Source organism: Brevundimonas olei (assembly GCF_037055245.1).
Lineage (GTDB): Bacteria > Pseudomonadota > Alphaproteobacteria > Caulobacterales > Caulobacteraceae > Brevundimonas > Brevundimonas olei.
Window position 1 is genome coordinate 587,848 of record NZ_CP146369.1, and the last position, 13,129, is coordinate 600,976.

Genomic DNA, 13,129 nt, shown 5'->3' on the forward strand with positions numbered 1-13,129 from the left:
ACGAAAGCGGAGGGGCGACTACGGCCGCCCCACCACCTGATCGACGGAGTTCGAGGTGACCGGGTGATACAGCGGTCGCGCCTCGGCGTAGATGCGCGTGGCGATGGGGCGGCCCCAGTCGCCTTCGGCCCACAGGGTCTGGAACAGCGGCAGGACGAATTTGCGTCGGCCCTGGCTGGTCAGGAAGCGCTCGGCCGTGGCCACCGCGGGCTCGTAGCGGTTGGCCAGGGCCGCCTGCAGCCAGGCGAAGGTCAGTTCGGCGTTGCCTTCGCTGTCCAGCTTCAACGTGCTTTCCAGATCGGCCAGCTGCGCCGGGGTCAGCCAGTCGGCGCCCGCCGCCAGGCCTTGCGGCCGCCACGACAGGAAGCGCAGGCGCTGCTGGGTGTTCCAGTCCTTCCACGGCGCAGCCGAGGCGGGGCCCTTGGCGACGTAGAAGGCCTCGGCGGCCGCATCCACGGCTTCGAAGGCGTGCGACACCGGCGCCTGGGCGTTGGACGGCAGGCCCGGCTGATAGATCCAGTTCTCCAGTTGCAGCTCCGCCTCCAGCGCGGCGTCACCCTTGATCAGATGTTCGCGGATGTCCTTCAGGAAGCCGACGTCGGTCATCGGCTGGAAGGCGTGGCGGTCGAAATAGCCGCGCAGCCAGGCGTCGAACGTCTCGCGCCCGACGATGCGTTCGATGGTGCGCAGGAAGGCGGCGCCCTTGTCATAGGGGATGCCCGACAGGCCGTCGTCGGGGTCGCGTCCGGTCAGGTCCAGATGCAGGCGGGTGTCGCCCGGATCGGTGACGGCGATCTCGGCGACCAGATCGTTCCAGGCCAGGGCCTGTTCCTGCAGGGCGCGCTCGCGGCCGTAGAGCGCCTCCATGATGCGGTTCTCGAAATAGGTGGTCGTGCCCTCGTTCAACCAGATGTCGGCCCAGGTGGCGTTGGTCACCAGGTTGCCGGACCAGGAGTGGGCCAGTTCGTGCGCCACCAGCGACACCAGCGACCGGTCCCCGGCGATGATGGTGGGCGTGGCGAAGGTCAGGCGCGGGTTCTCCATCCCGCCGAAGGGGAAGCTGGGCGGCAGCACCAGCAGATCATAGCGGCCCCAGCGATAGGGGCCGTAGAGCGCCTCGGCCGCATCGACCATCTGGGCGGTCGGCTCCAGCTCCCATTGGGCGGCCTTCAACCGGCTCGGCTCGGTCCACACCCCGGTGCGTTCGTCGAAGGGGGCGAAGGCGAGGTCGCCCGCGCCGATGGCGATCAGATAGGGCGGGATGGGTTGATCCAGCTTGAAGCGCCAGGCCTTGGTTCCGGCGCCGGCCGCCTCGCCCTGCGGGGTCAGCTGCTCGGCCGACATGACGACGGTCAGGTCGGCGGGGGCGGTGATGCGGGCGCTGTAGGTCTGGCGGATGCCGGGGCTGTCCTGGGTCGGGATCCAGGTGCGGGTCAGGATCGCCTGGCCCTGGCTGAACAGATAGGGCTTCTGGCCGCCCGCCGTCTGCTGCGGGCTCAGCCACTGCAGGGCCGAGGCGTCGGGGCGGGTGGCGTAGGCGACGACGATCTTCTGCGTCTCGCCGCTCTGGAAGGCCGGGACGCGGACGCTCAAGGGCTGGCCCTTGATCGGGTCGGCGGCGCCCAGGCTCCAGTCCAGCGGGCGGCCTTCAGCGTCGGTCACGCTCTTGATGTCCAGCATCTTGGCGTCCAGCACCACCTCGGTCGCGCCGGGGCGGCCGGTCACGTCCAGCGTCGCCGTGCCCGTCAGGGTCTTGGCCGCGAAGTCGGCGGCCAGGTCCAGATCGACGTGCGTCACCCGCGCCTCGGTGGGCCGGGCCCAGGAGTGCGGGTCGTTGACGTAAGCCGTCGCCTGGGCCGACGCGGCCGGGACCAGGGGCGACATCGGCGTCGTGTCTCCGGTCGTGGCGCAGGCGCCCAGGGACGTGGCGAGGGCGGCGGCTATAGCGAGGGCGGAAACCCGCCCGACCAGCTTCAGGGTCATCGAACGCTCCGTATCAGATGCGCCCGAAAAGGCTCCCTTGCGCCCGAAAGATCAAGCCTTTGCTGCGGTCGGCGGCAGGTGATGGGCCTTGAACAGCCGCCCCTTCTCGGCCGCCAGAACCAGCGCCAACGCCGCGACGCCCAGCAGGACGAAGCCCACGGTCATCGGCACGGTGGTGCCGTCGAACTGCTGACCGATGGCGAAGCCCAGCAGGGCCCCGCCGATCGAGGAGATGAAGCCCTGGGCCGAGGAGGCCGTGCCCGCGATATGGCCCATCGGCTCCATGGCCATGGCGCCGAAATTGCCGGCGATGAAGCCGAAGCAGAACATCTTACAGGCCTGCAGGGCCGCGAACACCCACAGGCTGTCGTGTCCGGTCCAGGCGATCAGGGCGTGCAGGGCGCTGAAGCCGATGAAGCCGAACAGGGCCGTGTGGGCGATCAGGCGCGAACCCAGCTTCTCGACCAGGCGCGCGTTGAGGACGGAAGCCACGGCGATGCCCGCAGCCACCAGGGCGAAGACGACGGGGAACAGGCCCGGCGCCTTGAACACGTCGAAGAATATCTGCTGCGAGGAGTTGATGAAGCCGAACAGCGCCCCGCTGATAACGGTCATGGCCAGGGCGTAGCCCATGCCGATCCTGTTGCTGAGGGCGAAGCGGAAAGCCCCGGCGATGCGGACCATGTCGATCGGCATCCGGTCTTCGGGGTGCAGGGTCTCGGGCAGGCGCAGGCCCGCCCAGATCAGGAAGGCGCCGCCCGACAGGGCGAAGACGCCGAAGATCCACGGCCAGGGCGCGACCAGCATGATCGTCTGGCCCACGGCGGGCGCCAGGATGGGCACGCCCAGGAAGACCAGGAAGCTCAGCGACATGACCCGCGCCATCGTCCGCCCGGCATAGCGGTCGCGCACGATCGAGACGGCCAGCACCCGCGTCGCCGCCGCCCCGATCCCCATGCCGATCCGCGACAGGATCAGCATGTCGAAGGTGTGGGCGAAGGCGGCCAGAACGCTGAAGACGACATAGACGGCGATGCCCGTGAACAGCACAGGCCGGCGTCCATAACGGTCCGACAGCGGGCCGTAGAACAGCTGCGCCACGCCGAAGCCCAGCAGATAGGCGGTGATGACCCACTGACGGCTGTTCTCATTGGCTACGCCCAGATCCTCGCCGATGTAGGGCAGGGCCGGCAGCATGGCGTCGATCGCCAGGGCGTTCAGCGCCATCATCACGGCGATCAGGCAGACGAATTCGGCGAAGCCCGGCCCCTTGGGCGGAGCCTTGATCGCGGAGGAGGGGGCGCTGGTCATCGGCTCCAGATGCGGCCTGCGACAGGCTGACGCAACCCTGCAAAGGTGAAGATTTGCGCACCGCAACAATAAGTCAGGCGGCGGGCTGCGGATTCGGGGCTGTTCGTTCCTGTCACCCGCTCATCCGGGCCGAAGTCGGGAAGAGCGGGCGGCGCCTTCAGCCCTTCACCTTGATCCGCGCCGTCACCGACATGCCCGGCGCCAGCCGCTCGGCGCCCTCCTGGCCCGGATCGACGGCGATGCGGACGGGGATGCGCTGGGCCACCTTGGTGAAGTTGCCCGTGGCGTTGTCGGGGCGGATGACGCTGAACTCGGAGCCGGTTGCGGGCGAGATGCGCTCGACCTTGCCGGTCAGGACGCGTCCGCCCAGGGCGTCGACGGTGATCTCGACCGGCTGGCCGACGCGCACGTCGCGCATCTGCGTCTCCTTCATATTGGCCGTGACCCAGACCACGTCGGGGACCAGCGCCATGAACTGCGTGCCGACCGCCGCCTGCTGGCCCTGACGCACCGTCACCTCGCCCAGGCGGCCGTCGCGCGGAGCCTCGATGCGGGTATTGTCCAGATCGATCTGCGCCAGGCGCACCTGGGCGCGGGCGTTCTCGACGGCGGCCTCCAGCGAGCCTCGATTGACCACGGCCGAGGTGACGCCGGTCTGGGCCACGTCCTCGGCGGCGTGGGCTTCGGCCAGTTGGGCTTCGGCGGCGCGCAGGGCGTTCTGGGCTGTGTCGACCTGGGCCTGGGCGACCCAGCCGCCCTCGAACAGGGCGCCAACCCGCGTCGCATCGGCGCGGGCCTTGGCTGCGGCCGACTGGGCGGCGGCGATGGCGGCGCGCGTCTGGGCGACCGATCCGCGGGCCGAAGCCTGGCTCTGGGCCGAGTTGGCCAGCGCCGCCTCGGCCGAATGCAGCGAGGCCTGCGCCTGCTCCAGCCGCTGGCGATAGATCCGGTCGTCGATCGTGGCCAGCAGCTGACCCTGCTTCACCGTCTGGAAATCCTGCACCTCGACCGAGGTCACATAGCCGCTGACCTGCGGACTGATGATGGTCACCTGACCGCGCACATAGGCGTTGTCCGTGGTCTGCGGCCCGCCCGAGAAAGGCGGCAGGCGCCAGGCGTGCAGGATCAGGCTGATCCCCACCACGGCCATGGCGATCAGGGCCACGCTCCACATCACGCGGCGGCCGCTGGACGGCGGCGGCGCGGCAGGGGTCGGCCCAGACGGAGGGGGCGCAGGGGGCGCGGCTGGAGCGGACGGCGAGGGGGCGGCGTCGGTCATGGTCTTGTCCGGTTCAATCGACGGCCGTCGCGACGGAGGCGGCGGCGTCGGAGGCTTGCGTCTGGGCCTGGCGTGCGGCGCGGCGCGCCTCCAGCTTGGGCCGATAGTGGTTCAGGGCGACCCAGGCGGCGCCGATCGCGGCGGCCCCCGAGATCAGCAGGAAGACGTCGTTGTAGGCCAGCACCTGGGCCTGCTGGCTGACCTGCTGTTGCAGCAGGCGCAGGGCCGCGCCCTGACGCTGGGCTGCGTCGCCGATCACATGGGCGTAGGCGCCGCCCAACTGCTGCAGGCGCAGCACGGTCTCGGGATCGCCCAGACTGATGCTCTCGGACAACTGGCTGGAGTGGAACTTCTCGCGCAGGGTCTGGATGGTGCCGACCAGGGCCGAGCCCATCAGTCCGCCGACGTTCTGGCCGATGGAGAACAGGACGATGAAGCTGACCATGTTCTTGCCCCCGCCCTGCAGCACCTTGCCGAAGCCCAGGATCATGGTCGGGCCGATGAAGAAGGCGGCGGCGAAGGCCAGCAGGGCCTGGCTGAAATAGAGCTGGGTCGGGCGCGTCAGCACGGTGGCGTGGCTGTCGATGAAGGCGCCGACGGCGATCATGACCAGAGCGATCGAGATCGGCTTCCACAGCTTCATCGGGTTGAGGGTGAAGGCGCTGACCAGGGTCCCCGCCGCCGTGGCGATCAGCATGACCACGAACAGGCCCTGCATCTGCTGCGGCACCAGCCCCATCTGTTGCAGGAAGCCGACCGCGCCGGTGGTCTGTTCCGACAGGACGATCCGCACCAGCAGGATCGCCAGCAGCAGCCGCACCAGGTCGCGGCCCGCCAGCCACTTGAGGTCGATCAGCGGGTTGGTCCGGTTGTATTCGATCAGGACGGCGGCGGTCAGCAGCACGATCGCCCCGGCCAGGGCCCAGCCGATCCACGCCGCCTCCGTCCACCAGACGATGCGGCCCAGACCCAGCACGGCCGTCAGCAGGGCCACGCCCGGCGCGAACAGGGCGAAGGTGACGAAGTCCAGTTTCTCGAACACGCGCACCCGCTGCGACGGCGGCATCCTCAGGGCGAAGACGGCGGGCAGGGCGACCAGCACCAGCCCCAGCTCGAACATGTAGAAGGCCCGCCACTGATCCAGGTCCAGCAGACGCATGACGCCCAGCCGCGCCAGGGGAATGGCCAGGCTGGACAGGCCGACGCCGATGATGATGCCTTTCAGCCGGTGCTGCGCCGGAAAGGCCTGGATGATGTAGAGGATGCCCAGGGTCGACATCCCCGCCGCCGCCATCCCGGCCACGCCGCGCACAATCAGCGTGGAGCCGTAGTCTTCCAGAAACAGATGCGCCGCCGCCGTGGCCAGGAAGACGACCAGGATGATCTCGGTGAACAGGCGCAGGCCGTACTGCATCCGGAACTTGACCAGCAGCAGGTTCATGCAGGCGTTGGTCATGACGAAGACCACGGGCAGCCATGCCGCCTCCGTCGTGGTCACGCCCAGCGCCCCGGCCAGTTGCGGCAGGTCGGCCGTCACGGCGGCGTTGCCCAGACTTCCGGTCAGGGCCACCAGCACCCCGACGAAGGCGTAGGCCAGCCGCCAGGGCGTCGTATGATCCGGCGTCGCGGGCGAACCGGGCAGGACCGGCCGCTCGTGCGGCTTCAGGGTGGCGAGGAATTCCTCCCACGGCAGGTCCCAGTGACGGCGGCTCATGCGGCCTCGCCGCGCGGCCGCACCGCGTCCAGCACCAGGGCCAGGGACCGCAGGCTGAGCGCTTCGCGCGCCTTCGCCGGGGCCGTCCGCGACGGAGCGCCCAGCATCAGGGCCAGGACGCGGATATCCTCGACCGTCAGGTCCGGCCGCACCCGCCCCGCTGCCTGGGACACGGCCAGGGCCTCGGCTCCGGCGGCTTTCAGTCCCTGACGGATGGGCGCCAGGGCCTCGTCCTTCAGATCGCGGATCGCGCTGGACAGGCCCGCGCTGTCCAGCATCAGCCGGGTCATCTGCTCCAGAAACCAGACGAAGACGTCCGGATCGTCCAACTGGGCGCGGGTGCGCCGCGCCAGGTCGTCGATCTGCTTCAGGAAGACCGCCAGGGCGAGCTCGGAGCGGTCGGCGAAGTTTCGATACAGGGTCGCCCGGCCGACCCCTGCCTGCTCGGCGATCAGATGCAGCGGCGCGTCCAGCCCGTCGCGCGCAAAGGCGGTCTCCGCCGCCAGAAGCAGCTTCTCGCGACGTTCTGCGGCGTCTTGTCGCAACGGACGGGTCATGGCGCGCTAAGTGGACACTTGTGTCCGGTTAATCAAGGGGCCTCGCCCCTTTCAATGCGCAAGTCGCCCGCAAGCTGCGCCGCGACGGCCTGTCGAGGCGGGGTCGCCATGCTACACGTCGCACGGAAGGCCATGGAGGACGATGATGTCGGCTCGCACCTGGAAGGCTCTGTCAGTCATCGGCGCCTGCGTGATGCTGTCGGGTTGCTATTCCTGCTCGCTCAACGGCGGCTGGGAGCGGCAGATGAATCCGTTCTGCGCCGAGCGAGGCGCCCTGGTCGGCGCCGCGCCGATGTCCGTCGAGACGTCCGCCATCCCGCCGACCGGTCGTCTGCCTGGACGGGGGACGCCGGGGAAAGCGTCGCTCTGATCCTCAAGGGGGCTTGAAAGTCAGCTGGTGCCGGTGGTCGGACTCGAACCGACACTCCTTGCGGAACCGGATTTTGAGTCCGGCGCGTCTACCAATTCCACCACACCGGCACGGCTAGGCTCAAGGCGGCGCAATCTAGCGGCGGCTGAGGTCGCGTCAATCGATGAAGCGCAGCCGCCGCCAGTTTTTATCGAGCCGCTTAGACCGGCTCCACCGTCTGTTCGATGGCGCCGAACAGGCTGTGGTTCTTTTCGTCCAGCATTTCGATGCGGACGCTGTCGCCGTGCTTGAGGAAGGGAGTCCTGGCCGCGCCGGTCTGGATGGTCTCGACCGTGCGGATCTCGGCGATGCAGCTGTAGCCCAGTCCGCCCTCGGACACCGGCTTGCCGGGGCCGCCGTCGGCGTCCTTGTTCGACACCGTGCCTGAGCCGATGACGGTTCCGGCGCCTAGGGCGCGGGTCTTGGCCAGGTGGGCGATCAGGGTCCCGAAGTCGAAGGTCATGTCGACGCCGGCGTCGGCGCGGCCGAAGTCCTGGCCGTTGACCTGAACCAGCAGGGCGCCCGACAGCTTGCCGTCCTGCCAGCGATCGCCGAGCGCGTCCGGCGTGACGAAGACCGGCGACAGTGCGCTGGCCGGCTTGGACTGGACGAAGCCGAAGCCCTTGGACAGTTCAGCCGGGATCAGGTTGCGAAGCGAGACGTCGTTGACCAGGCCGACCAGGCGGATCGCCGCCAGGGCCTCGTCGCGCGTCGCGCCCAGGGGCACGTCGCCGGTGACGACCACGATCTCGGCCTCCAGGTCGCAGCCCCAGGCCTCGTCCTTCAGCGGGATGGCGTCGCGCGGCGATAGGAAGCCGTCGGAGCCGCCCTGATACATCAGCGGATCGGTCCAGAAGCTTTCGGGCATCTCGGCGCCGCGCGCCTTACGCACTAGTTCGACGTGGTTCACATAGGCCGAGCCGTCGGCCCATTGGTAGGCGCGGGGCAGGGGGGCGGCTGCCTCATGCTCGCGGAAGCGGCCGCGCGGCACGGCTTCGTGCTCCAGGCTTTCGGCCAGGGCGCGCAGCTGGGGCTCGCAGCGCTCCCAGTCGTCCAGCGCCGCCTGCAGCGTCGGCGCGATCAGGAAGGCGTCCGTGAACCAGTTCAGGTCGTTCGAGACGATGACGAGACGGCCGTCACGGCCGTGCTTGAGCGAGGCGAGTTTCATGGAGAGGAGGCTAGTCTCGGCCGAGGCGCTTGGAAAGCGGGGAGATGACGGCGCCGGCGCCGTTGCAGAGGGGAATTATTCGGGAGGGGTGATCACGGCCCGCGCTTCGGCGCCGGTGCGCTGAGCCGGGTCGCGCACCTCGACCTCGACGATGACGGCGCCCGCGGGCTCGTGCGCCCACAGGTAGCGGCGCTCGATCTCGACCGTGCGGCCGGACGGGGCCATGCCCTCATAGGCGTCGCCCCAGGGCGTGACGGCCTTCATCTCGTTCCAGCGCAGGCCGCAGGCGGCGTCCAGCTCCTCGATCGCCATCTCCGACAGTTCGTCGGCGTGGGGCGGGGGCGTCTCGGGGTTCACAGCCATCGGCGCACCCTCCCTTTATAGGCCTCGTATTCGGCGCCGAAACGCGCCGACAGATACCGCTCCTCGCGGGCGATGACGAAGCGGTCGATCACGATCAGGCAGGGCGGCAGCATGGCCAGGGCGATCGGGCTGTCCATGGCCACGGCGAAGCCGATGTAGGTCAGGCCGAAGCCCAGGTAGATCGGGTTGCGGCTGAAGCGATAGAGCCCGCCGGTCGCCAGCGCCGTCGTCGGCTTCCACGGCTCGGGCGGGGTGCCGAGGCGACGGAAGGTCCCGGCCGCGATCCCGTCCAGCAGCAGGCCGCCGATCACCAGAACGAAGGCCAGGCCGCGCCGCCATTCGATCGCCAGGCCCAGGGACGGCTCGCCGATCAGGCGGCCGATCCCGAACCCGACCAGCAGGAAGGCCAGGTAGATCAGCGGCGGGGGCGCGAGGACCCCCGCATGGTCGCTCTTGGCGCTCAACGCGCGCCCTCTTCGTCGCCGTAGATGGCGACGCGGGCGGGCGAGGTCGAGGAGACGGCGCCGCGATACATGCCCGAGGTGTTCATCGAGAAGGCGTGGACGCCGTCCTTGCCCATGACGATGACGCCGCCGTCACCGCCGATGCTTCCGACCTCGGCGATCTCGGCGTCGGCGGCGGCCTGGACGGTCGCGCCCTCGGCCGTGCGGCGGCAGATGTCGCGCGCCACGGTGGCGCGGATGAAATACTCGCCCGAGCCTGTCGCCGAGACGGCGCAGCCGTCGGCGTTGGAAGCGTAGGTCCCGGCGCCGATGATCGGCACGTCGCCGACCCGGCCCCAGCGCTTGGCGGTCATGCCGCCGGTCGAGGTGGCCGCCGCCAGCCGTCCCTGGCTGTCCACGGCCACGGCGCCGACGGTGCCGAACTTGCGCTCGTCCAGCGGGGCTTCAATGAGGTTGAAGGCCAGGGGCGCGGCCGGCCCCAGGCGGGCCGGTTCGGCCGGGGCGCCCTCGGGGCGCGGCGGCACGGTCTCGCCCCGATCGGTCAGGGCCTTGACCAGGGCCTGCCAGCGGCTCTCGGTGAAGAAGAAGGCGGGCGCCACCTCCTCCAGGCCGACGGAACGGGCGAAGGTCTCGGCGCCCTCGCCGATCATCATGACGTGGGGCGACTTCTCCATCACGGCGCGGGCGGCGGCGATCGGATGGCGGGTGCGGGTCAGGCCGGCCACGGCCCCGGCGGTCAGGTCCGGGCCGTTCATCACGGCGGCGTCCAACTCGTTCTTGCCCGCCGAGGTGAAGACGGCGCCGCGCCCGGCGTTGAACAGGGGGTTCTCCTCCATCACCTCGACCGCAGCCTGGACGGCGTCCAGCGACGACCCGCCGCGCGCCAGCACGGCCGAACCGGCGTCCAGCGCGGCCTGCAGTCCGGCGCGATAGGCGGCGTCGCGCTCGGGGCTCAGCTGGGCGCGTTCGATCACGCCGGCGCCGCCGTGGATGGCCAGCGACCACTGCGGCGCGTCTTGAGCCCCCGGAATCTGAGCAAGGGCTGGCGCGGCCAGCAGGGCGGCGGCCGCAGCGGCGGCGAAGGCGATGGATTTCATTTCAAGCTCCCCATTGTTCTTTTCCTCCCCTTTGCCGGGAGGCGGATCGGCGGCGATAGCGGACGGAGGGCGGCGCCTGACGGCGCCCGCCTCGTCGCTGAAGTCTAGCGTCTATGATGCAGGCGTCGCCACAGGCGGTGGGCTAGGATGGGGGCGAAGCCGCAGACGAGGGCGGCGGCCAGGACCATCCAGAACCCGCCTCCCAGCCAGTACTCGCCCGCGAGCGCTCCGGCCCCGGCCGCCAGAAGCGGGCCGAGCCAGGGCAGCCAGTGCGGCGGTCGGAACCGCATTCAGGCGTCGACCTTGATGACGCCGCGACGGATCTGGTCCAGCTCGATCGAATCGAACAGGGCCTGGAAGTTGCCGTTGCCGAAGCCCTCATTGCCCTTGCGCTGGATGATCTCGAAGAAGATCGGACCGAAGGTGTCCTGGGTGAAGATCTGCAGCAGCAGGCCGTCCTCGTCCGAACCGTCGATCAGGATGCGGTTCTTGCGCATCCGCTCCACGTCCTCGCCATGGCCCGGCAGGCGTTTGTCGATCAGTTCGAAATAGGTCTCGATGGTGTCCTGGAAGTCGACGCCGCGCTCGCGCATCGCCTCGACCGTCTCGAAGATGTTCTCGGTGGTCAGGGCGATGTGCTGGATGCCTTCGCCGTTGTAGCGACGGATGAACTCCTCGATCTGGGAATTCTCGTCCTGGCTTTCATTCAGCGGGATGCGGATGGCGCGGTCGGGCGCGATCATCGCCTGGGAGAACAGGCCCGTCGCCTTGCCCTTGATGTCGAAATACTTCTGTTCCTCGAAGTTGAACACCGAGTTGTAGAAGCCCGACCATGTGCGCATCTCGCCGCGACGGACGTTGTGGGTCAGGTGATCCAGAATCTCCAGACCGACGCTGTTCCTGCGCTCGGCCTCCTCCCAGCCCTCGATCTCGTCCCAGGCGTCATAGAGGGAGCCGGTCTCGCCGTACTGGTCGATGACATAGAGCAGGCTGCCGCCGATGCCCTGCAGCACATAGGGGTAGTCGTTCGCCAACGCCCCGCCGTGCACGCCCTCGGCGGGGCGGGCGCCGCGCGCCAGCGCGCCATCGTAAGCCGCCTTGGCGTCGGCGACGCGGAAGGCCATGCCGTTGGCCGAGGGGCCGTGATCCCTGGCGAAGTCCGCCGCCTGTCCGGCCGGTTTGCGGTGAACCAGCATGGTGATGTCGCCCTGTTTCAGGCGGACCACGTCGTTGGCGGGATTCACATGGGTCGGGGTGAAGCCCATCAGCTCCAGACGTGAAATCATCGCGTCGGGCTCGGGGCCGGTGAATTCGACGAACTCGAAGCCGTCGACGCCGAGGGGGTTTTCCTGGTCGAGTTTGGCGGCGTCCTGCATGACGCGTCTCCTCTCTCTTATGGTTTGGCGCGGCCGGGGCCGTCATGGCGCGGCCGCTGATTGGGGCGGAACCTACTGGCGGGGCGGCATGGCGCGCAAGGCGGCTCTGGAGTGAAACGGCGCACGTTCCAGTGTCGCAGCCGCCCTTCGCCTCTCGCCCCCGCCGATGCGGCCTGCTATCGGGCGGGAGACGAGAGGCGGGGGGCCTCGACCGGGACGCCTGAATGCTTCGCAAGCTCTATGACTGGGTCTTTTCCCTGGCCCGCCATCGTCACGCGACCCGATCGCTGGCCGTGGTGTCCTTCGCCGAAAGCTCCTTCTTTCCGATTCCGCCCGACGTCATGCTGGCGCCCATGGTGCTGGCCAAGCCGGAGCGCGCCTATTTCTACGCCATGGTCTGCACCGTCGCTTCGGTGCTGGGCGGGATAGCGGGCTACGCCATCGGCTATTTCCTGGAGCCGGTCGGCCTGCAGATGCTGGCCTGGCTGGGCAAGGCTGATGCGTTCGAGGCGTCCAAGGCCCTGTTCCAGCAGCACGGCGCCTGGGTCATCCTGATCAAGGGGCTGACCCCCATCCCCTTCAAGCTGATCACCATCGCCTCGGGCATCTTCCAGTTCAATCTGGCGCTGTTCATCGCCCTGTGCGTCGTGACGCGCGGCGCTCGTTTCTTCCTGGTGGCCTTCGTGCTCAAGCGCTGGGGGCCGCCCATGCTGGCGATCGTCGAGAAGCGGCTGGCCCTGTTCACCGTCCTGTTCTTGGTCCTGCTGATCGGCGCCTTCTTTATGGTCAAGCTGATCGGACACTGATCGACGCCGGTCTCGGCCCGGTTTATGAGAGGCGCCTGGTTCCTGTGAGGCGCATATGAGCGCGATCTACAAATTGCTGACCCGCTGGTGGACGGCCTTCGCCCTGGCCGCCGCCCTGGCCATGCTGGGTGCGGCCCATGCGTTCGAGCGGTTCGGCGGCATGGCGCCCTGCAACCTGTGCCTGAAGCAGCGCGAGGTCTACTGGGCCGCCGTCGCCATCGCCGGAGCGGCCACCTTCTGGGCCCTGTTCAGCCGGGCCAGCCGGGGCACGCCGCGCATCGCCTCCTTCCTGCTGGCGGCGGTCTTCCTGACCGGGGCGATCACGGCGGGCTATCACGCCGGGGGCGAGCTGAAGTGGTGGGCCCTGCCGGCCACCTGCATGGCCGCGCCCAGCACCACCATCGACCTGTCGGCGCTGACGGCCCTGGTCGACGGCACGGGCGGAAGCGCGGGTTTCGTCTCCTGCGGCGATATTCCGTGGAGCTTTGCGGGCCTGTCGATGGCGGGCTGGAACTTTGTGATCTCCCTGGCGCTGGCTATCTTCAGCCTGCTGGCGGCGAAACGTCCCAAGGACGCCCGCGCGCCGAGGAGCTAGGATCGAA

Annotated in this window: 14 protein-coding genes and 1 tRNA gene; 3 read left to right on the forward strand and 12 right to left on the reverse strand. The window is 69.2% G+C overall.

Annotated elements, in window-relative coordinates; translation table 11 throughout:
* Positions 1–18: 18 nt before the first annotated feature.
* The 5 genes from V8J38_RS02825 to V8J38_RS02845 all read right to left on the reverse strand — a co-directional run bounded on the left by V8J38_RS02825 (position 19) and on the right by V8J38_RS02845 (position 6,844).
* On the reverse strand, positions 19–1,983 hold the full coding sequence (locus V8J38_RS02825) for a M1 family metallopeptidase (protein ID WP_338577809.1): 1,965 nt from the start codon (positions 1,981–1,983) through the stop codon (positions 19–21).
* Between the two features lie 51 nt (positions 1,984–2,034).
* Positions 2,035–3,294, reverse strand: a complete 1,260-nt coding sequence (locus V8J38_RS02830; RefSeq protein ID WP_291778739.1) for a multidrug effflux MFS transporter — start codon at positions 3,292–3,294, stop codon at positions 2,035–2,037.
* A 157-nt stretch (positions 3,295–3,451) separates the two neighbouring features.
* A complete protein-coding gene (locus tag V8J38_RS02835) occupies positions 3,452–4,573 on the reverse strand; it encodes an HlyD family secretion protein (protein ID WP_338577810.1) in 1,122 nt (373 codons plus the stop codon).
* Between the two features lie 13 nt (positions 4,574–4,586).
* The gene (locus tag V8J38_RS02840; protein WP_312219513.1) at positions 4,587–6,287 is read right to left on the reverse strand and encodes an MFS transporter; all 1,701 of its coding nucleotides are present in this window, start codon (positions 6,285–6,287) and stop codon (positions 4,587–4,589) included.
* Positions 6,284–6,844: a TetR/AcrR family transcriptional regulator gene (locus V8J38_RS02845; protein ID WP_338577811.1), complete on the reverse strand. Its 561-nt coding sequence runs from the start codon at positions 6,842–6,844 to the stop codon at positions 6,284–6,286. The genes V8J38_RS02840 and V8J38_RS02845 overlap by 4 nt, the downstream gene beginning before the upstream one ends.
* Before the next feature lie 145 nt (positions 6,845–6,989).
* On the opposite strand from V8J38_RS02845, the gene V8J38_RS02850 reads away from it, so the two are divergent.
* Positions 6,990–7,214: a hypothetical protein gene (locus tag V8J38_RS02850; RefSeq protein WP_338577812.1), complete on the forward strand. Its 225-nt coding sequence runs from the start codon at positions 6,990–6,992 to the stop codon at positions 7,212–7,214.
* A gap of 25 nt (positions 7,215–7,239) precedes the next feature.
* Here the strand turns inward: V8J38_RS02850 and V8J38_RS02855 are convergent.
* From V8J38_RS02855 to hppD, 7 genes are all read right to left on the reverse strand, one after another.
* Positions 7,240–7,324: transfer RNA gene (locus tag V8J38_RS02855), tRNA-Leu, on the reverse strand.
* 89 nt (positions 7,325–7,413) lie between these two features.
* Positions 7,414–8,421 carry a fumarylacetoacetate hydrolase family protein gene (locus V8J38_RS02860; RefSeq protein ID WP_338577813.1) on the reverse strand — a complete coding sequence of 336 codons (1,008 nt, stop codon included), beginning with the start codon at positions 8,419–8,421 and terminating at the stop codon, positions 7,414–7,416.
* Positions 8,422–8,496: 75 nt separating this feature from the next.
* The gene (locus tag V8J38_RS02865; protein WP_338577814.1) at positions 8,497–8,784 is read right to left on the reverse strand and encodes a hypothetical protein; all 288 of its coding nucleotides are present in this window, start codon (positions 8,782–8,784) and stop codon (positions 8,497–8,499) included.
* The gene (locus V8J38_RS02870; protein WP_338577815.1) at positions 8,775–9,248 is read right to left on the reverse strand and encodes an isoprenylcysteine carboxylmethyltransferase family protein; all 474 of its coding nucleotides are present in this window, start codon (positions 9,246–9,248) and stop codon (positions 8,775–8,777) included. Before V8J38_RS02870 ends, V8J38_RS02865 begins: the two co-directional genes overlap by 10 nt.
* Entirely contained in the window at positions 9,245–10,345 is a 1,101-nt protein-coding gene (locus V8J38_RS02875) for an isoaspartyl peptidase/L-asparaginase (protein WP_338577816.1), read from the reverse strand. Before V8J38_RS02875 ends, V8J38_RS02870 begins: the two co-directional genes overlap by 4 nt.
* 104 nt (positions 10,346–10,449) lie before the next feature.
* Complete coding sequence (locus V8J38_RS02880) at positions 10,450–10,635, reverse strand: hypothetical protein (RefSeq protein WP_125900454.1); 186 nt, start codon at positions 10,633–10,635, stop codon at positions 10,450–10,452.
* A complete protein-coding gene (hppD, locus tag V8J38_RS02885; RefSeq protein WP_338577817.1) occupies positions 10,636–11,721 on the reverse strand; it encodes a 4-hydroxyphenylpyruvate dioxygenase in 1,086 nt (361 codons plus the stop codon). It lies immediately after the preceding gene.
* A gap of 224 nt (positions 11,722–11,945) precedes the next feature.
* Between hppD and V8J38_RS02890 the strand changes: the two genes are divergently transcribed.
* Positions 11,946–12,527, forward strand: a complete 582-nt coding sequence (locus V8J38_RS02890; RefSeq protein ID WP_338577818.1) for a YqaA family protein — start codon at positions 11,946–11,948, stop codon at positions 12,525–12,527.
* A 55-nt stretch (positions 12,528–12,582) separates the two neighbouring features.
* Positions 12,583–13,122: a disulfide bond formation protein B gene (locus tag V8J38_RS02895; protein ID WP_338577819.1), complete on the forward strand. Its 540-nt coding sequence runs from the start codon at positions 12,583–12,585 to the stop codon at positions 13,120–13,122.
* Positions 13,123–13,129: the final 7 nt, after the last annotated feature.